The 15,740-nt window shown below is 66.7% G+C and carries 18 protein-coding genes; 5 read left to right on the top strand and 13 right to left on the bottom strand.

Annotation, left to right across the window (positions count from 1 at the left end; genetic code table 11):
* The first annotated feature begins 52 nt into the window (after positions 1–52).
* Entirely contained in the window at positions 53–946 is an 894-nt protein-coding gene (locus tag I5803_RS06960; RefSeq protein WP_196985650.1) for a sterol desaturase family protein, read from the top strand.
* A gap of 7 nt (positions 947–953) precedes the next feature.
* Here the strand turns inward: I5803_RS06960 and I5803_RS06955 are convergent, their stop codons facing one another.
* The gene (locus I5803_RS06955) at positions 954–2,273 is read right to left on the bottom strand and encodes a diguanylate cyclase domain-containing protein (RefSeq protein WP_196985649.1); all 1,320 of its coding nucleotides are present in this window, start codon (positions 2,271–2,273) and stop codon (positions 954–956) included.
* Between the two features lie 194 nt (positions 2,274–2,467).
* Between I5803_RS06955 and I5803_RS06950 the strand changes: the two genes are divergently transcribed.
* A complete protein-coding gene (locus tag I5803_RS06950) occupies positions 2,468–2,890 on the top strand; it encodes a VOC family protein (protein WP_196985648.1) in 423 nt (140 codons plus the stop codon).
* Between the two features lie 4 nt (positions 2,891–2,894).
* On the opposite strand, the gene I5803_RS06945 is transcribed toward I5803_RS06950, so the two are convergent.
* Complete coding sequence (locus I5803_RS06945) at positions 2,895–4,160, bottom strand: 7TM diverse intracellular signaling domain-containing protein (protein ID WP_196985647.1); 1,266 nt, start codon at positions 4,158–4,160, stop codon at positions 2,895–2,897.
* 129 nt (positions 4,161–4,289) lie between these two features.
* Between I5803_RS06945 and I5803_RS06940 the strand changes: the two genes are divergently transcribed.
* A complete protein-coding gene (locus I5803_RS06940) occupies positions 4,290–5,060 on the top strand; it encodes an SGNH/GDSL hydrolase family protein (protein WP_196985646.1) in 771 nt (256 codons plus the stop codon).
* On the opposite strand, the gene I5803_RS06935 is transcribed toward I5803_RS06940, so the two are convergent.
* From I5803_RS06935 to I5803_RS06920, 4 genes are all read right to left on the bottom strand, one after another.
* Positions 5,044–5,856, bottom strand: coding sequence for a class I SAM-dependent methyltransferase (locus I5803_RS06935; protein WP_196985645.1), 813 nt, complete (start codon positions 5,854–5,856; stop codon positions 5,044–5,046). The genes I5803_RS06940 and I5803_RS06935 overlap by 17 nt on opposite strands.
* Before the next feature lie 33 nt (positions 5,857–5,889).
* On the bottom strand, positions 5,890–6,297 hold the full coding sequence (locus tag I5803_RS06930; protein WP_196985644.1) for a hypothetical protein: 408 nt from the start codon (positions 6,295–6,297) through the stop codon (positions 5,890–5,892).
* Positions 6,290–6,868 carry a nucleotidyltransferase domain-containing protein gene (locus tag I5803_RS06925; RefSeq protein ID WP_231402363.1) on the bottom strand — a complete coding sequence of 193 codons (579 nt, stop codon included), beginning with the start codon at positions 6,866–6,868 and terminating at the stop codon, positions 6,290–6,292. Before I5803_RS06925 ends, I5803_RS06930 begins: the two co-directional genes overlap by 8 nt.
* 91 nt (positions 6,869–6,959) lie before the next feature.
* The gene (locus tag I5803_RS06920) at positions 6,960–7,613 is read right to left on the bottom strand and encodes a hypothetical protein (protein WP_196985642.1); all 654 of its coding nucleotides are present in this window, start codon (positions 7,611–7,613) and stop codon (positions 6,960–6,962) included.
* Between the two features lie 239 nt (positions 7,614–7,852).
* Between I5803_RS06920 and I5803_RS06915 the strand changes: the two genes are divergently transcribed.
* On the top strand, positions 7,853–9,415 hold the full coding sequence (locus I5803_RS06915; protein ID WP_196985641.1) for a T6SS phospholipase effector Tle1-like catalytic domain-containing protein: 1,563 nt from the start codon (positions 7,853–7,855) through the stop codon (positions 9,413–9,415).
* On the opposite strand, the gene I5803_RS06910 is transcribed toward I5803_RS06915, so the two are convergent.
* The 4 genes from I5803_RS06910 to I5803_RS06895 form a co-directional block, all read right to left on the bottom strand.
* Positions 9,396–10,226: a restriction endonuclease gene (locus I5803_RS06910; protein ID WP_231402362.1), complete on the bottom strand. Its 831-nt coding sequence runs from the start codon at positions 10,224–10,226 to the stop codon at positions 9,396–9,398. The two genes, I5803_RS06915 and I5803_RS06910, sit on opposite strands and share 20 nt — an antisense overlap.
* Before the next feature lie 190 nt (positions 10,227–10,416).
* Positions 10,417–10,704 carry a type II toxin-antitoxin system RelE/ParE family toxin gene (locus I5803_RS06905; protein WP_196985639.1) on the bottom strand — a complete coding sequence of 96 codons (288 nt, stop codon included), beginning with the start codon at positions 10,702–10,704 and terminating at the stop codon, positions 10,417–10,419.
* On the bottom strand, positions 10,701–10,931 hold the full coding sequence (locus tag I5803_RS06900; RefSeq protein WP_196985638.1) for an addiction module protein: 231 nt from the start codon (positions 10,929–10,931) through the stop codon (positions 10,701–10,703). Before I5803_RS06900 ends, I5803_RS06905 begins: the two co-directional genes overlap by 4 nt.
* Before the next feature lie 57 nt (positions 10,932–10,988).
* Positions 10,989–12,791: a glutamine--tRNA ligase/YqeY domain fusion protein gene (locus tag I5803_RS06895; RefSeq protein ID WP_196985637.1), complete on the bottom strand. Its 1,803-nt coding sequence runs from the start codon at positions 12,789–12,791 to the stop codon at positions 10,989–10,991.
* Positions 12,792–12,973: 182 nt separating this feature from the next.
* Here I5803_RS06895 and I5803_RS06890 point away from each other — a divergent pair, with 182 nt between their 5' ends.
* A complete protein-coding gene (locus tag I5803_RS06890) occupies positions 12,974–13,303 on the top strand; it encodes a hypothetical protein (protein WP_196985636.1) in 330 nt (109 codons plus the stop codon).
* A 291-nt stretch (positions 13,304–13,594) separates the two neighbouring features.
* Here I5803_RS06890 and I5803_RS06885 read toward each other — a convergent pair whose 3' ends face one another.
* The 3 genes from I5803_RS06885 to I5803_RS06875 are packed head-to-tail and all read right to left on the bottom strand — an operon-like array spanning position 13,595 to position 15,739.
* Positions 13,595–14,395, bottom strand: a complete 801-nt coding sequence (locus I5803_RS06885; protein WP_196985635.1) for a LytR/AlgR family response regulator transcription factor — start codon at positions 14,393–14,395, stop codon at positions 13,595–13,597.
* Between the two features lies 1 nt (position 14,396).
* Positions 14,397–15,443 carry a sensor histidine kinase gene (locus I5803_RS06880; RefSeq protein ID WP_196985634.1) on the bottom strand — a complete coding sequence of 349 codons (1,047 nt, stop codon included), beginning with the start codon at positions 15,441–15,443 and terminating at the stop codon, positions 14,397–14,399.
* Positions 15,440–15,739 carry a 2TM domain-containing protein gene (locus tag I5803_RS06875; protein WP_196985633.1) on the bottom strand — a complete coding sequence of 100 codons (300 nt, stop codon included), beginning with the start codon at positions 15,737–15,739 and terminating at the stop codon, positions 15,440–15,442. The genes I5803_RS06880 and I5803_RS06875 overlap by 4 nt, the downstream gene beginning before the upstream one ends.
* Between the last annotated feature and the right edge of the window lies 1 nt (position 15,740).

The raw sequence follows: 15,740 nt of genomic DNA, 5'->3' as shown, positions 1-15,740 counted from the left end.
GACGCATGATCGTGGCGCTTCGAGAATTTGCGCACGACATGGAGACAACGCGATGAACGCGACGCAAAACCTGATCCTGGTGGCGATCATCCTGGGCTTCGCCGCCGCGGAATTCATCTCGGGGCGATACCGGGACTTCCACGCCACGGCGGACGACGGCAAGCTCGAGCTGTTCATGTTCGTGAGCCTCGTGGCTTTCACCCAACCCTTCATCTTCGCCGTGGTCGGCAAGGCCGGTGAGTTGTGGTTTCCCCAGTGGCGGGGCGCCTGGGCGGGCCTGCCGTGGTGGATGATGGCGGCGATCCTGCTGGTCGGCGACGACATGACGCAGTACTGGTGGCACCGCGTCTCGCATACGCCGATGCTTTGGCCGCTGCACCGCGCCCACCACACCGCGCACTACATGAGCCTGCGCATCACCTACCGCAACAACTTTTTCTACTACCTCATGATGCCGGGGCTGTGGGTGTCCGGCGCGCTCATCTACCTCGGATTCGGCGACGTCTACCTGGCCTACGTGATCGTCAAGCTGACTGTCATCATGGGCGCGCACAGCGCGGTGCGCTGGGACGAGCCGCTCTATCGCATCAAGGCGCTCTCCCCGCTCATGTGGGTCGTGGAGCGCACGATCTCCACGCCGGCGACGCACTGGGCCCACCACGCGCTCACCAACACCGACGGCGTCGGCCACTACACCGGCAATTTCGGCAACCTGCTCTTCTTCTGGGACGTGCTGTTCGGCACCGCGCACATTACCCGCCGGTACCCGGAGAAGGTCGGCCTGCAGGACGACCTGATCTTCGGCAAGGAGCGCTGGTTCACGGAGATGTTCTACCCGCTGCTGCGCTCGCGCCGCGAGCACAGCGCGCTCACACCCGGCGGCAAGATCTACGCCGAGGCCGAAGCCGACGCCGGCGCACCTCCGCACGCCGCGCAACGGGGTTGAAGTCCCGTCACGCGCGCGGCCGCGCCGCGTGGCCGTTGGCGTGATGCATCGCGCCCGTCACGTGCGGCGCGGCGTGCGGCACATGCCCCGAGCGCGCGCGGCGGCGCCCACCGATCTGCGCATGCTCCACGGGCACGGCCTCGCCGCTCACCGGATCGCGCATCGCGGCGCGCGACGGCATGTGGCGCGCCGCCTCCGCCAGCCGCTGCGACTGGTGCAGCAGGTCCTCCACCGCCTCCGGCTGACGATCCATGTGCACCACGCCGACGCCGATCTCGCACTTCACCTGGATGCTGTGGCCGTCCAGTGCGTTCACCTGCATGGGGTGACGCAGGCTGCTGGCCACACGCAGGCCGAGCGTGCGCAGCGCGGCCGGCGAGTGGATGGTTTCGACGAGCGCGACGAAGCAGCGGTCCCAGTAGCGCCCCACGGGATTCATGATGCCCACCTGGCGCTGCAGCCGCTGCGCGATATGCAGGTACACCTCGTTGAGGCCCGCCACGCCGGCCTGCGACACGATGCGCTCGGGCGAGAAGATGATCACCGCCAGCACCGCGCGGTCGCGCCGCGTGAGGCGCCTGCGCTCCTGCGCCCGCACCAGCGCGCGTACGAAGGGCTGGCCGCCGGGCAGCTTGGTGAGGGGGTCGTATTGCGATTGCACGGGCTCGAATCCACGCGAGCGCTGGGCGTGCTGGTTGCGCTTCCACAGCATCATCCCGATAACGGCTACGCACAGGACGGTGAAGAGCGCGACGCCCGCCTGCCAACCGGCGCCGATGCCGGGGATGCCCAGCGCCACCGCATAGAGGCCGCCGACCGCGGGGAGCATCAGCACGCTGCCGATCGCGATGCCCAGGGCGAGCCTGTCCCCGAACAGCCAGGCCCGCACGCTCATCCAGACCACGAGCCCCGTGTTCACCAGCACCACCACGGCGACGGCGGGGAGCTGCTGCGAGGGCTGCAGTGCCAGGAGGGCGAAGAGGCCCGCGGCGGGCGCGAACACCGCGGAGCCGAGCAGGCACATGTCCATCAGGCGGTCCCGTTCGCGCGCCGCGAGCCAGCCGCGTACCCAGTAATTGCCAAGGCACACGCACAGCGGGCCGATGAGGACCTGCGCCACCTGCAGGGACGGGCCGCGGATGGCGGGGAAGATGGCCTGCGGGACGCCGCTCAGGAGCAGGACGAAGGCCAGCGCGGCCAGGTTGTACGCCGCGCCCTGCGCCGCGGCGAGGGTGGCGACCATGGCCAGGTCCACGAGGCAGAGGATCACCACGAGGGCGATCGCCCCGGCCGCCGCGCACCAGATCGCGAGTTCCGTCATGCTCATTCGGCGCTCCCTGTGAAGGCAACCACCTGCTGGCAAAGAACCACGATGACACAAATCCGCCGCGCTTGCCATCGCGGGACCGTGAGGGAATGCCCGAAGCGAAGGATTTGCGGGGCGGATGTCGAATGGAAGGGGCCCCGTTCGTCGTGGAGGAGGCGAGCCACGGGGCGCGCCGCCTCACAGGAGAACCCACCATGCCGATGCTCGACAGCTACCTCTTCTTCAACGGCGACTGCCGGGCCGCGATGACCTTCTACCAGGAGGTGATCGGCGGCCAGATGATGTCCATGATGACCTACGCGCAGTCGCCGGACCCCAACCAGTGCGGCGCGGAGGGCAAGGACAGGATCATGCACGCCCACCTGCTCGTCGACGGCCGGAACCTGATGGCCTCCGACGCGCCGCCTGGCCAGCCGGTGCCGGCGCAAGGCGGCTTCGCGCTGTCGCTGAACTACCCGAGCGCGGGCGAGGCGAAGAAGGCCTTCGACGCCTTCGCGGAAGGCGGCAAGGTCACCATGCCCATGAGCAAGACCTTCTGGATCGAATCCTTCGGCATGGTCACGGACAAGTTCGGCACGCCGTGGATGGTTGGAGGCGGGGAAGCGGCGAAGGGCTGAAGCCTCAGGCCTGTGCGATGCGCGGCGGCTTGCCCGCGCGGATGCGCCTGCGCTTGCCCAGTTGCGCGTGCTCCACCGGCACCACCTGGCCACTGACGGGGTCGCGCGTGGCTGCCCGCGAGGCGCAGCACCGTGCCGCCTCTGCCAGATGCTGCGCGTCGTGCAGCACGTCTTCCACCTGGAGCGGCTCCCGCCCCAGGTGCACCACGCCCACGCCCACCTCCAGCCGCACCGTGACCACCCGGCCGTCCGGCGCGTTCACTTCCATGGGCATGCGCAGGCTGGTCGCCACGCGCAGGCCCAGCGTGCGCATCGCGGCAGGGGAATGGATCGTCTCGGCCAGGCCGACAAAGCAGCGGTCCCAGTAGCGGCCCACGGGGTTCATCACGCCGAGCTGCTGTTGCAGGCACTGCGCCACCTGCAGGTACAGCTCGTTCATGGTGGCGGGCCCCGTTTGCGCCACGATGCGGTCGGTGTCGAACAGGATGACGGCGAGCACCGCACCGTCGCGGCGCGTGATGCGGCGCCGCTCCTGCGCGCGGATGAGCGCGCGCACGAAGGACGCACCGCTCGGCAGCCGGGTGACGGCGTCGAATTGCGAATGCACGGGCCGGTCGCCGCGCATCCTGCGTGCGAGCTGGTGGCGCTTGCGGAACATCATCCCCAGCACGGCCACGCAGGCGACGCTGTTGAAGGCGATCGCGGCCTGCCAGCCGGGGCCGATCCCCGGGATGCCGAGGGCCATGGCGTAGAGGCCGCCCGCGGCGGGCAGCATGAGCAGGGCACCCGCGGCGATTCCCAGCGCCAGCGCATCGCCCATGAGCCACGCACGAACGCTCAGCCAGACGATGAGCCCGGAGTTCACCAGCACGATGACGGCAGCGGCGGGAAGCTGCTGGGGCTGCGGAAGCGCCAGACAGGCGAGCCCCGCGAAGGGAGCGAAGATCGAATAGGCCAGCAGGCTGGAATCCATCAGCCGGTCGCGATGGCGCGCGCCCAGCCAGCCCCGCACCCAGTAGTTGCCCAGGCAGCCGCACAGGGGGCCGATCAGCACCTGCAGCACGGCCAGGGCCTGGCCGCGCAACTCGGGCAGGAGGGCCGGCGGCAAGCCGCTGAGGGAAAGGACGAACACGAGCGTCGCCAGGTTGTAGCCCGCACCCTTGGCCGCCGACCGCGAGCGCACCAGCGCGAAATCGACCAGGCCCACCACCACCACGAGGGCGATGGCGCCCGCGGCGGCGCTCCAGATGGCAAGTTCGAGGGGAAGCATCACGTCTATTCCACAAAAGTTCCAATTGTAGAGTTGGGGCGCGTACTTCGGTAGAGCTTATCTTCTGGTAATGGCCAAGAGGCCGATGTCCTACAGGGCAGGGAAGGCTCGCTCCCTAGCATGGGCACCATGATCCAAAGACAGCTTCTTCCCTTCCCGCCCGCCGCGCGCCGTGGCTCCCCACCCTGGGCGCTGGCCCTGGGCGTCGCCGCGGCGGTGGCGTTGCTGGGCACCGCCGGTCTGGCTACCTGGCGCATCCGCAGCGCCCAGTCGCTCGCGAGAACGAGCGAGCCCTTCCAGGCCTTCCCGCAAGGCGCCTCGCAAAGCCTGCTGATCGTGGGCGACAGCACCGCTGTGGGCACGGGCGCGAGCGGGCCCGCGGCAAGTGTCGCCGGGCTGATCGCATCGGCGCATCCGGGGCTGCGCCTCGTCAACCGCGCGGCCGATGGCGCGAAGTACGAGGACTTCGTGCGCCAGCTGCTGCAGGACAGCGAAACCTTCGACACCGTGCTGGTGCTGGGCGGCGGCAACGACGTGATCCGCTTCACCAGTGAAAGCGCTTTGCGCGTCAGCGTTGCCAAGGTGGCCGCGCTCGCCCGCCTGCGCGGCACGCGGGTGATCCTGATGCCGCCGGGCAACGTGGGCAATGCGCCGTTCTTCTTCCGCCCGCTGGCGTGGCTCATGGCGCGGCGCTCGCGGATGCTGCATGCGGTGGTGCGCGAGCAGGCGCAGCGCCACGGCGCGTCGTATGTGGATCTGTACAAGCCGCGCAGCGCGGACCCGTTCGCGCAGCGGCCACGGGCGATGCACGCGAAGGACGGGCTGCACCCCAGCGACGAGGGCTATCGGCTCTGGCTGGCCGAACTGCAGCAGCAGGCGGGCGCTACCTTGCCGGCTTGACGAACTTCAGCACGAATTCGTCCTTGGGCATGGGCGGCTCCGGCGTGTTCCTGTCGCGCGGGTCCGCCGGATTGCGCATGTAGTCTCCGCGAGCCGCGAGCCGGAAGCCTGCGGCCTCGACTTCGCGCTTGACGAAATCTTCCTCGACCCGGTGCAGCGTCCCCGCTTCGGAGATGCCCGTGCCCGCGCGGCCGGAGTGATCGGCGATCACATACACACCGCCCGGCTTGAGAGCTTTGAACACGGCGCGATTGACGCTCGCGCGGTCCACGCCCATGTGGCCGAAGTCGTGGTAGTTGAACATCAGTGTCACGAGGTCGAGCGCGCCGGCGGAAACCTCGGGCGGCGCCGGGTCTTCGAAGGGCCGCGACACGATGACGATGTTGGCGCCCGCCGGCCTCGCGGCGCGTTCCGCGAGCGTGGGCGCGGGCGGTGTGGTGGATGCGTTGGGCGCAGGAGGTGCCGACGCGCCCTCCGGCTGCGCCGGCGCCGGTGCAGGCGTGGCGCGACGCGGTGGCGACTGCGCGTAGACCTTGCCGCCGGGGCCGACGGCACGCGCGATCAGCTCCGTCGTGTAACCGCGCGCCGCGCTCACGTCCAGCGCGACCCAGCCGGGTTGCACGCCGATGAAGGCGAGCGTTTCGGCGGGCTTGCGGCGGACGTCCGTCACGCGATCCGCCGCCGCGCGGTCGGGCGCGGCGACGAGTGCTGCGAAGCGCTCGGGCGAGGGGGTTTGCGACGGCGTGGATGCGCATCCGGCCAGTGCTGCGAGAAGTGCGAAGAAAACAATGCGCATGGAGAAGGCCCCAAATTGAAGTTCGTGGACAGCTTACCTTGACAGTGCGTCTGCCACCGCCTGAGTCGCCGTGATCAGATCCGAAACGAGCCGCTCGCTGATGTCCAGAAGGCCTTCGTACTCGCCCAGATTTCGCGTCTGATGGCACTTGTCGAGCACTCGCCAGACCTCCGGGCCGAGACCCAGGGTATGAGGCAGCACCTGGAAGACGATGTAGCGATTGGACGCGCGATAGCCCCTTGCGCGAAGGGCGCAAAGGCAGAGCGAATGGGCAGCGTTGTACGCGAGGTCGAACCGGCTCTCGAGCGCGAGAGTCACATTGCGGGCGTCCGCCAAACGAGCCAGTCCGGTGCGTTGCAGACCGTCGCACTCGTGCGCGTCCGGCGGTTCCGCACGCAACTGCTTGCCCGGTCCACTCAGGTTTGAAAGTGCATCAGACACGAAGCGCGTCCTCCGAGCCGACGACCCACATCTTGGGCTGCTTCATCACGCGTGTCGTGAAAGCGCTGGCCTGCTTCATGCGTTTGGCGAGGTCAGCATGTGTATAGAGCGTAGGGTTGATCTTGCGTCCGACGATGTCGGCAGCATTTTCCAGTGCCGAGAAGACATCCGCGTAACCCAGCGCATCGGAAACGATGAGCAAGTCGACGTCACTGCTCTTCGTGTCTTCGTGCTTTGCGATGGATCCAAAGACGAATGCGGCAGAGATGCCGGATGCAAGGGGCGCAAGCGCGACGCGCAGCACGTCGACCAGACCGGAGGTCTTGAGGACCAGTCCCCGCAGTTCGGCGAAGACCGGAGCCTCCCGGTCTGCCTGGTAATGCTTCTGGTTTCCGCGGGTGGTAACGGTCAACAGACCTGCCTGGCTCAAGCCGGCCAGCTCGCGTTGCACTGCTCCGGTGCCGGACTGGACCAAAGCCACCACCTCATTGGAAAAGAAGCTGCGGTCCGGATTGCCGAAAAGAAGGGCGAGCACGCGTTGACGCACGCGTGGAAACAACGCGTCGGCCATGGGCGAATCGATTGGGGCGGGTTTCGAACCCATAATGGGGTCGATTATACCCAAATTGGGTTTGTCGGCCCTGTGCTCCTGTCCGGACGGCTTACTTCGCCATGCAATAGAACAATCCGCCGCCGCCCACGCGCGCCAGCGCCTCGGTGCTGCAGCCGGGCGTGCCGTGCGACGAATTCCATGACGCGTTCTTGACCGGATCGGGATTCGTGCCCGTGCGGTCCACGTGGCCGACGATGGCGGAGCCGTCGGTGCTGCTCGTCCAGGCGCGGCAGGACGCGTCCGCGGCTTGTGCCAGCGTGCCGTCTGGGTTGGAGCCGGTGAGGATGTCGTGCTGGTTGGGCGTGTCGCCGCGCACCTTGATGCGGTTGCCCTTTTCGTCGAGCGCGGTTTCCTTGGTGATGCCGTTGGTGCCGTGCAGCTCGGCATTGTTGAGCGCGATGAGCGCGCCTTTCGCGTTGTACCAGGGGCCGTTGCCGATGCGGTCGCGCGCATTGACCGCCGGCGAGCCGCCGCTGGCGGGCGCGCTCAGGTAGGCGGCCCAGGTCTTGCCGCGGACGCCGGCGCCTTCGGCGAGCATCTTGCAGTGGGCATCCGCCCCGGCGATGCCGCCCAGGTCGCCGCCCTTGCCGGAGCCGACGCTGGTGATGAAGAAGGACATCCCGCTGCCGGACATGCCGGCGCAGGAAGACAGCAGGACGGCGGCGCCGCAGACGGCGGCGAGGCGGGTGAGGGTGCGGCGCATTTTTGCTCCTGGCGATGTGGAACGCGGAGCGTAGAGCAATTCGGCGCGGCGCCGCCTAGAGGAAAACTCGGGGAAGCTTTGGGGAACCTCCGGGTCTGCTTGCGATCCGCTACCGGTACCCCGGGAAGGTCATGGCGAACCTCCTTCGCGTGAGCGGGACGATTTTCGGCCGCCGAATGGCCCGGCGCATCCTCACATTGGAGGATGCGGCCGCGGCGGGCCTGCCTTAGCCTGCGGCGATGCCGGACGACCCTTCCAAACCCAAGCCGCACCCACCCACGCGCGAAGCCGTGCTCGCCGAATGCCGGGAGGCGGCCGAGCGCTGGATCGCGCGGCCCGGCCGCAACCTCGTGCTGCTGTTCGACGGCACGGGCAACATCCTGGGCAACAGCCACGACACGAACGTCGTGAAGCTGATGCGCCTGCTCGCCAAGGACAGCCCGAACGCGCCGCACCGGCCGACGCAAGTCGTTTACTACGATCCCGGCGTGGGCACGACGAACGAATTTCCCGCGGCGAGCATCTCGAGCAAGATCGCGGGCTTCTTCCGGCAGGTGGTCGGCCTCGCCCTGGGCAGCGGCGCGTTCGACAACATCGCACAGGCCTACGAGTACCTGGCCCACACGCACGAAGAAGGTGACCGCATCTACCTCTTCGGCTTCTCGCGCGGCGCATTCACCGCGCGGGCCGTGGGCGGCATGGTGAACATGTACGGCCTGGTGCATGCGCCGGGGCTGCCGCTGATCCGCACGCTGGTGCGCAACTACTTCGCCAAGCCGAGCCGCGACCGCGAATCGTTCACGCAGGACGTGATCGACAACTTCTCGCTGGGCCGCACGCCGCTCGTGCACTTCGTCGGCGTGTGGGACACGGTGGAGACGATCGGCAGCGGCCTGCTCGGCGGCGTGTCGATCAGCAATTCGAAGGACTTCGAGCGAAAGCGCTTTGTGCACGTGCGCCATGCGATGTCGCTGCACGAGACGCGCAGCAAGTACCAGCCGCGCGGCTACACCGCGCCCGAATTCACGCCCGAAGAAGCGGCGGTGCGCAGCTTCGACGAGCGGTGGTTCCGCGGCGTGCACAGCGACGTGGGCGGATCGTACGAGCGCGATGGATTGTCGAACGTGACGCTGGCGTGGATGGTCCAGGAGGCGCGAGCGCAGGGCCTGATCGTCGAGAAGCCGAACCTGCACATCCCCGATGCAGGCGTGGCCATGCACGACCAGACCCTGGACAGCCCCTACTGGGTGTGGACGGGAATGAACTCGCGCGAGCGGGACGCGGCGGCGGTGATCGACGCCAGCGCGCACCCTGTGGCCGGCGCGACACCGGCAGTGCGGTCAGCGGGCGCGTGGATGTGGCTGGCGGGAGGATGGGTGCTGGCGCTGATCGTGGCGATCTTGTTCGCCATGGCGTTCAGCGGGGGAGGCAAGACGGGCTGCGATGCAGCGAGTATTCGCGCGGGGCTGTGCAGGGACTGGGCGATCCTGATTGCGCTCGCGTTGTGGATCGCTTATCCGATGGCATGGGCGCTGCGGCAGATGACGAAGGTGGCGGTGCTGAAGGGCCAGCAACTGCCGTGGATCGCAAGGAAAGTGCATTGGTGGATGATCGGTTTCGTCCTGGCGGATATGGGTGAGAACTTGCTGGCGTGGTGGCGGGTGGAGTGGGTGACGGTGATTGCCTGGGTGTGTGCGGTGAAGCTCGGATTGATGGCCGTCATGGCGTTGGTGTGGGTGATGGGGGTGGCGGCGTCGCTTCGGCGGCCCGGAAATCCTGCCGCTACGCCGCCTGGCGGATAGGCAGCGTCGAGCGGCACTTCGGAAAGTTCGCGCAGCCCCAGAACGACTTGCCATCCTTCCTCGAATCCCGTTCGACCATCTTGATGCCGCAGCTGGCGCAAGTGGGACGCCAGTACTCGCCCTCATACGCCAGTTGCAGGAGTTCTACCTGTTGCACGGGTGTGCGTGTCGCGATCAGCGCCAGTAGTTTCTGCCCGTCGAGCGCGCTGATACCGTTGTCCTTCGCGAAGCGCTGCGCGTCGGCAGTGAAGGTCGAACTCGTCGCGAAGGTGCCACGCTGCAACTTGTGCGACGACATGACGCCGAAAAACTCGCGCATCTCCTTCACGCCCCCCTGTCGGCCGATCCAGTGCTTGCACTGGACAACCGCGGCGGGGCCTTCGGCGTGTTGCGAATACAGCCAGATATCCACGCCGCCGTCCGCGCCGTGGGACTGCGCACGGGTCTCGAACCCGCCCTGGCCGAACAGACTTGAGCAAACCAGTTCGAAGCGACGCCACTCGATATCGTCGAATACGCGTTGACTCCATGCGATAGCCGGCGGGCGTTGTCCGCGGTGTGTGCGAGGGGGTGGGGTTGCTGCCGCTTTGCGCGGAAGCTGCGACACGAAGTCGGTGGAGTCCTTGCCGAAAAACGCGGGCTGGTTGTCGGGGCGCTCGGCGGAGGGAGAGCGCGGACGCATCGCGGCCCAAGCCGCCAAGAGGAAGAAACCCAAAAGTAAGGGATATGGCGCAGCGATTCGGATCCCGTTGGATGCGGCAACTAGAGCCGGGAGCGACGGCATAAGAAAGGAGATGACAAACAGCGCCATCCCTAACGCGAGCATTCCCAGACCAGCGGCCAACGCTCGGTCCGCTGGTCTCCACTTCGAGCTCGACCGGCCCGGTTTGCGCATACTCTTCTCCCCGAACTACCTGGCGATTGAAGCAGGAGGCACTCGAACGTGCAAGGATGGTCACCGAGTACGAGTTCCATCGCCGGTGGCGGCGCTTCCCCAAAGACTAGCGGTTGCGCCAATACGTGGGGCTGCGATGCTGGTGGGCAATCGCAAGGACCACCACATCGTCATCTTGGTTGGAGTAAACGACGCTGTAAGGAAACCGGTTGAGGCGGCAGCGGCGTACATCAGGAGCCAGCGGATGCCACGCCTGGGGGAACTGCGCGATGAGATTGAAAACCTTCATCACTTCGATCAGGAATGCATCACCAAGGCCGGGAGCTTGCTCCGCATACCGGATGACTGCTTCGTCCAGCTCGACCTGAGCTGGCGCGAGTAGCCGGACGTTCATCCCTGGCGGGTGACTTGGTACTTCGCAAGGACTTCCGACAATTCCACCGCTCGGATCTCGCCTCGCCTGTAGGCGCCGAGGCGATCCTGCGCTTCCATTGCCCACTGCGCGTCGAGCGAACTGTCCGGCGCGTCCAGGCTATCGAGAATACGTTCGACCAGGGCAACGCGCTCTGCGGGTGGTAGTTGCAAAGCTGCTTTGCCAAGGTCATCGGATGGATGCGACATGTCAGATTTACGAGTCTCGCCAAAGCCCAATATTAGCGAACAGGGCTGCAGTTGAGTTTATTTACCCCAACTATCTTTCATGCCTGCCACTCGGTTGAAGACTGGCTTGCGCTCACTTGTGCTCACGAGGGTTGAGAAGTGGTCCTTCCGATCCGCCACAAAATATCCGTGCCGCTCGAACTGAAACTTCTCATCCCCCTTCGCTGACGCCAGCGACGGCTCCACATACGCCGTAGCCACCGTCAAGCTGTCCGGGTTCAGTTCCTCATGGAAGTCCTTCTCCGTCGTGTCCGGCTGAGGCACCGCAAACAGCCGGTCATACAACCGGACTTCCGCCTTCAACGCATCCGCAACGGCCACCCAGGTGATCACCCCCTTCACCTTGACCTTGTCGCTGCCCGGCGTGCCGCTCTTCGTATCCGGCACCAGCTCCGCCTGCACTTCGGTCACGCGGCCCTCGGCGTCCTTCGTTGCGCCCTTGCACTCGATCACGTGCCCGTACTTCAGGCGCACGCGATTCCCCGGGTACAAACGGTTGTAGCCCTTGGGCGGCACGTCCTCGTAGTCCGTGCGCTCGATCCACAGTTCCTTGCCGAACTTGAATTCGCGGCGTCCCCGCGCTTCGTCGTGCGGGTGCACAGGCGCCGAGCAGGCATCCAGAAATCCTGCGCCGTGGATCTCGTCCCAGTTGGTGATCACCAGCTTCACCGGGTCCAGCACGGCCATCGCGCGGGCAGCCTTCGGGTCGAGGTCGTCGCGCAGCGCCTGGTCCAGCGTGCTGTAGTCGATCCAGCTGTCGCTCTTGGTCACGCCGATGCGTTCCGCGAAGAGCTGGATGCTCTCGGGCGTGTAGCCGCGCCTCCTCATGCCGACGATGGTGGGCATGCGCGGGTCGTCCCAGCCCGTCACGTGCTTCTCGTCCACCAGCTGCTTGAGCTTGCGCTTGCTGGTGATCACGTAGGTGAGGTTCAGGCGCGCGAATTCGTATTGGCGCGGGTGGGGCTTGTTGATCAGGCCGCCTTCGCTCAGGCGGTCCAGGAGCCAGTCGTAAAAAGGGCGCTGGTCCTCGAATTCCAGCGTGCACAGGCTGTGCGTGATGTTCTCCAGCGCATCCTCGATCGGGTGCGCATAGGTGTACATCGGGTAGATGCACCACTTGTCGCCGGTGTTGTGGTGCGTGGCGCGGCGGATGCGGTAGATCGCGGGGTCCCGCATGTTGATGTTCGGGCTCGCCATGTCGATCTTCGCGCGCAGCACGGCCGCGCCGTCCGCGAGCTTGCCGTCGCGCATGTCGCGAAAGCGCTGCAGGTTCTCGTCGATGCTGCGGCTTCGAAAGGGGCTGTCGGTGCCGGGCCGGCCGAAGTCGCCGCGGTTGTGCCGCATCTCCTCGGCGCTCTGCTCGTCGACATAGGCGAGGCCGGCTTCGATCAGGTACTCGGCCGCGCGGTACATAAAGTCGAAGTAATCGCTCGCGTGGTAGTAGTGGCTGGTGCCGTTGGCGTCCCAGCTGTAGCCGAGCCACTTCACCGCGTCCAGGATGCTGTCGACGTATTCCTGGTCTTCCTTCTCCGGGTTCGTGTCGTCGAAGCGCATGTGGCACACGCCGCCGTAGTCGCGCGCCAGGCCGAAGTTCAGGCAGATGCTCTTCGCGTGGCCCACGTGCAGGTAGCCGTTGGGCTCGGGCGGAAAGCGGGTGCGGATGCGCGCCGGGTCGGGCTCGCCTCGCTGGTGTTCCTGGGCGTCGGCGGGGTGGCCGGCCCACTTGCGCTGGGCGTAGGTGCCTTGTTCGAGGTCGCGTTCGATGACCTGGCGAAGGAAGTTGCTGGGTTTGAGGGGCTCTTTGTCGGGGGCGGCGTGCATATTGAAACCATTTTATGGTGCGCCGCAAGAATGTGACTCCCGTCACATAAAACCTGTGGTTGGGTTACGAGTCGCAACGACTTTGACTGTGCAGTGGTATTCGTGAAGGCTTTCGCCCCGTTTAATCAAGGCATGGGTGCGATTCGGACGCTCCCCCAGACAGATCAACACAGGAGTACAGCATGAAGTTCTACAGCAAAGCAGCCGTCGCGGCGCTCGCCCTGGCCGCAGCCGGCGTGGCCACGGTGGCCGAAGCCCGCAGCAACGTCTATTTCTCGGTCGGCGCGAATGTCGCCCCGGGCGTGTCGCTCGGCGTGTCCAACGCGCCCGTCTATTACGGCGCCCCGGTGGTCTACGCCGCCCCGGCTCCCGTCTATTACGAACCCGCTCCCATCGTCTACAGCGCGCCGGTGTACTACCGTCCGGCCCCTATCGTGTATGTGGGCCCGCGCTACTACGGTCCGCGCCACCACGGCTACTACCGCACGCACGGCGGCCGTCACTGGAACTGATTTTTCCGGCGTTCATCGTTCACCACTGAGTTCTCCAAGCTCGGCCCCCATCGCTGCAAGCGGTGGGGGCTTTTTTTTCGTGGGGGAGCCGATTCGCCCCGCACAAAAAAGAGCCCCCGAGCTTTCGGGCTCGGGGGCAACATGCCAGTCGCGGGACGGAGGGCCGGACCAGCTCACCCCGGAGGAGGAGGGGACTCAGAGGAGTCGGGGTGATTGGCTTGTAGTAGAGCCGCGCCCCGCCCGTTTCCCTGTAGGACGGGGACCACAAAGCATGACGGACATTTTCCGCTGCTACATGGCCTTGAAGAGGTGGGCGTAAAGCCGGCTCACGGGCAGTTTTTCCTTGCGGCCGTGCAGGGCCAGGTGCAGCTTGCCCGCCTCGTCGCGGGTGACGCTGTCGATCGCGTCGGCGCGCACCACGGTGCCGCGATGGACCTGCCAGAAGCGCTTGCTGTCGAGCTGCGGCAGCAACTCCTTGAGGGGCGTGCGGATCAGGTATTCGTGCGCCCCGGTGAGCACCCGCACGTACTTGTCCGCCGCTTCGAAGTACATCACCTCGTCGACCGGCACCATGCGGATGCTCGTGCCGACGCTTACCTGCAGCACCTTGAGCAGTTCCGTCGCGCCGGCGGGCTTGTCGATCGCGCCGAGCAGGTGGCGCAGCTGGCCGAGTGTCGATTCCATGTCGCCGCCCGGCGTGCGCTTGGCCAGTGCATCGCGGACCTTCGTCACGGTCTTTTGCAGGCGCGCGGATTGCACGGGCTTGAGCAGGTAATCCACCGCCTGCGTCTCGAAAGCCTGCACCGCGTACTGGTCATAGGCGGTGATGAAGACGAGGGCGGGGAAGGGCAGGTCGTGCGGCCATTCATCCGCGAGTTCGGCGGCGGCGTCGAGGCCGCTTTGCCCCGGCATGCGGATGTCGAAGAAGAGGACGTCCGGCCGCAGCTCCAGCGACTTCGCGACGGCGGAGATGCCGTCACCGACCGTCGCCACGATCTGCAGCTCGGGGCAGGCGCGTGCAAGCTCGGCTTGCAGCGCCGCCGCGAGCAGCGGTTCGTCTTCGGCGATGAGGGCGGTGGCCATGGCGGTCATGTCAACCTGCCAGCGGAAGTCGAAGCAGCGTGCGCGCGCCGCCGTCGGGGCCCGTGCCGAAGTCCATCTGCGCGTCGGCGCCGTACAGCGTGGCGAGCCTCTCGCGCACCTGGCTCATGCCGAAACCCTGGCCGGGCGGCGGCGACCCTGGCGACGGGCCGACGCCCGTGTCCGTCACTTCGAGAAGCAGCCGCGCGCCTTCACGCCGCGCGCTCACCGCGATGCGCCCGCCGCCGACCTTGGGCTCGAGCCCGTGCTGGATGCTGTTTTCCACGAGGGGCTGCAGCAGCAGCGCGGGCACGGGCAGCGCGGCGAGGTCTTCCGGCAAGTCCAGCGCGTACGCGAGCCGCGGCCCCATGCGGATCGCCATCAGCTCGAGGTAGTCGCGCAGCCGGTCGAATTCGGATTGCAGCGTGTGCGTCGTGCTGCGCGACGCATTCAGCGTCGCGCGCAGGTACGCGATCATGTGGTCCAGCATGCCTTGCGCGCGCACCGGGTCCACGCCGATCAACGCGCGCAGGTTGGCGAGCGTGTTGAACAGCATGTGCGGCTCCAGCTGCGTCTCCAGCAATTTCAGGCGCGCCTCGTTCGCGTGCTTGCGCGCCTCGCCCATCTTCTGCTCGAGGTAGCGGCTCTTGTTGGCGCTGTAGAAGTAATAGCTCCCGGCGACGCCCGCCATGGCGGTGATGAGGATGGAGTTGCGCAGGTCGCTCGCCTTGTCCGGTGGCGGGCCGGGGGGATAGAGATTGAAGCTGCGGCAGATCAGGTCGCCGGTGAAGTTGCCGATGAAGTAGCCCCCGACGATGCCGAGCAGCACGATGCCGATGCCCCAGATGCCCTGCGGCCAGCCGGTCTCGCGGCTCGAAGGGAAGAACTCGCGCCCGAGGTCGATGATCGCCCAGATGGAGGTGCCGATCAGCAGCGAATAGACCATCGGCGGGCCGTAGGGCTTGTCCGGCTGGAAGCCGAACTGCAGGGTGCCGATCGCCAGGCAGAAGGCCAGCACCTGCAGGAAGTGCTGGAGCTTGGTCTGGCCGTCGAGCTTCACGGCATGCGATTCTGTTCGCGCTGCAGGCGCTCGCGTTCCTTCTGCACCATGCGTTCGCGCAGGCTGCTGCCGCCGCCCAGCACGAAGACGGCGATGAAGTGCAGCGCGAGGCCTAGGCCCCAGCCGAGCAGCAGCTTCGGCGACCAGGTCTTGTAGCCGAAGCCCAGGTCCGACGCGAGGAACCAGTACAGGTTGATGAGCGTGAACACCAGCGCGTGCGTGTACCAACCCATCTTGGCCCCTGCACGCTTGCGCGCGAGGGCGTCGACTTCTTCGGGGGTCATGGGTGAGGTCATG

It is taken from the genome of Caenimonas aquaedulcis (assembly GCF_015831345.1).
GTDB classification, from domain to species: domain Bacteria; phylum Pseudomonadota; class Gammaproteobacteria; order Burkholderiales; family Burkholderiaceae_C; genus Ramlibacter; species Ramlibacter aquaedulcis.
Note: the sequence above shows the minus strand (reverse complement) of the source record. Positions and strands in the feature narration are given on the sequence as shown.

Coding starts and splice junctions, on each gene's coding strand:
- I5803_RS06915 (WP_196985641.1), top strand. CDS start 7,853: ATGCCGGACGACCCTTCCAAACCCAAGCCGCACCCACCCACGCGCGAA.
- I5803_RS06945 (WP_196985647.1), bottom strand. CDS start 4,160: ATGCTTCCCCTCGAACTTGCCATCTGGAGCGCCGCCGCGGGCGCCATC.
- I5803_RS06885 (WP_196985635.1), bottom strand. CDS start 14,395: ATGACCGCCATGGCCACCGCCCTCATCGCCGAAGACGAACCGCTGCTC.
- I5803_RS06935 (WP_196985645.1), bottom strand. CDS start 5,856: ATGCGCATTGTTTTCTTCGCACTTCTCGCAGCACTGGCCGGATGCGCA.
- I5803_RS06910 (WP_231402362.1), bottom strand. CDS start 10,226: ATGGCGCTGTTTGTCATCTCCTTTCTTATGCCGTCGCTCCCGGCTCTA.
- I5803_RS06895 (WP_196985637.1), bottom strand. CDS start 12,791: ATGCACGCCGCCCCCGACAAAGAGCCCCTCAAACCCAGCAACTTCCTT.
- I5803_RS06920 (WP_196985642.1), bottom strand. CDS start 7,613: ATGCGCCGCACCCTCACCCGCCTCGCCGCCGTCTGCGGCGCCGCCGTC.
- I5803_RS06950 (WP_196985648.1), top strand. CDS start 2,468: ATGCCGATGCTCGACAGCTACCTCTTCTTCAACGGCGACTGCCGGGCC.
- I5803_RS06905 (WP_196985639.1), bottom strand. CDS start 10,704: ATGAACGTCCGGCTACTCGCGCCAGCTCAGGTCGAGCTGGACGAAGCA.
- I5803_RS06875 (WP_196985633.1), bottom strand. CDS start 15,739: ATGACCTCACCCATGACCCCCGAAGAAGTCGACGCCCTCGCGCGCAAG.
- I5803_RS06900 (WP_196985638.1), bottom strand. CDS start 10,931: ATGTCGCATCCATCCGATGACCTTGGCAAAGCAGCTTTGCAACTACCA.
- I5803_RS06890 (WP_196985636.1), top strand. CDS start 12,974: ATGAAGTTCTACAGCAAAGCAGCCGTCGCGGCGCTCGCCCTGGCCGCA.
- I5803_RS06960 (WP_196985650.1), top strand. CDS start 53: ATGAACGCGACGCAAAACCTGATCCTGGTGGCGATCATCCTGGGCTTC.
- I5803_RS06955 (WP_196985649.1), bottom strand. CDS start 2,273: ATGAGCATGACGGAACTCGCGATCTGGTGCGCGGCGGCCGGGGCGATC.
- I5803_RS06940 (WP_196985646.1), top strand. CDS start 4,290: ATGATCCAAAGACAGCTTCTTCCCTTCCCGCCCGCCGCGCGCCGTGGC.
- I5803_RS06925 (WP_231402363.1), bottom strand. CDS start 6,868: ATGGCCGACGCGTTGTTTCCACGCGTGCGTCAACGCGTGCTCGCCCTT.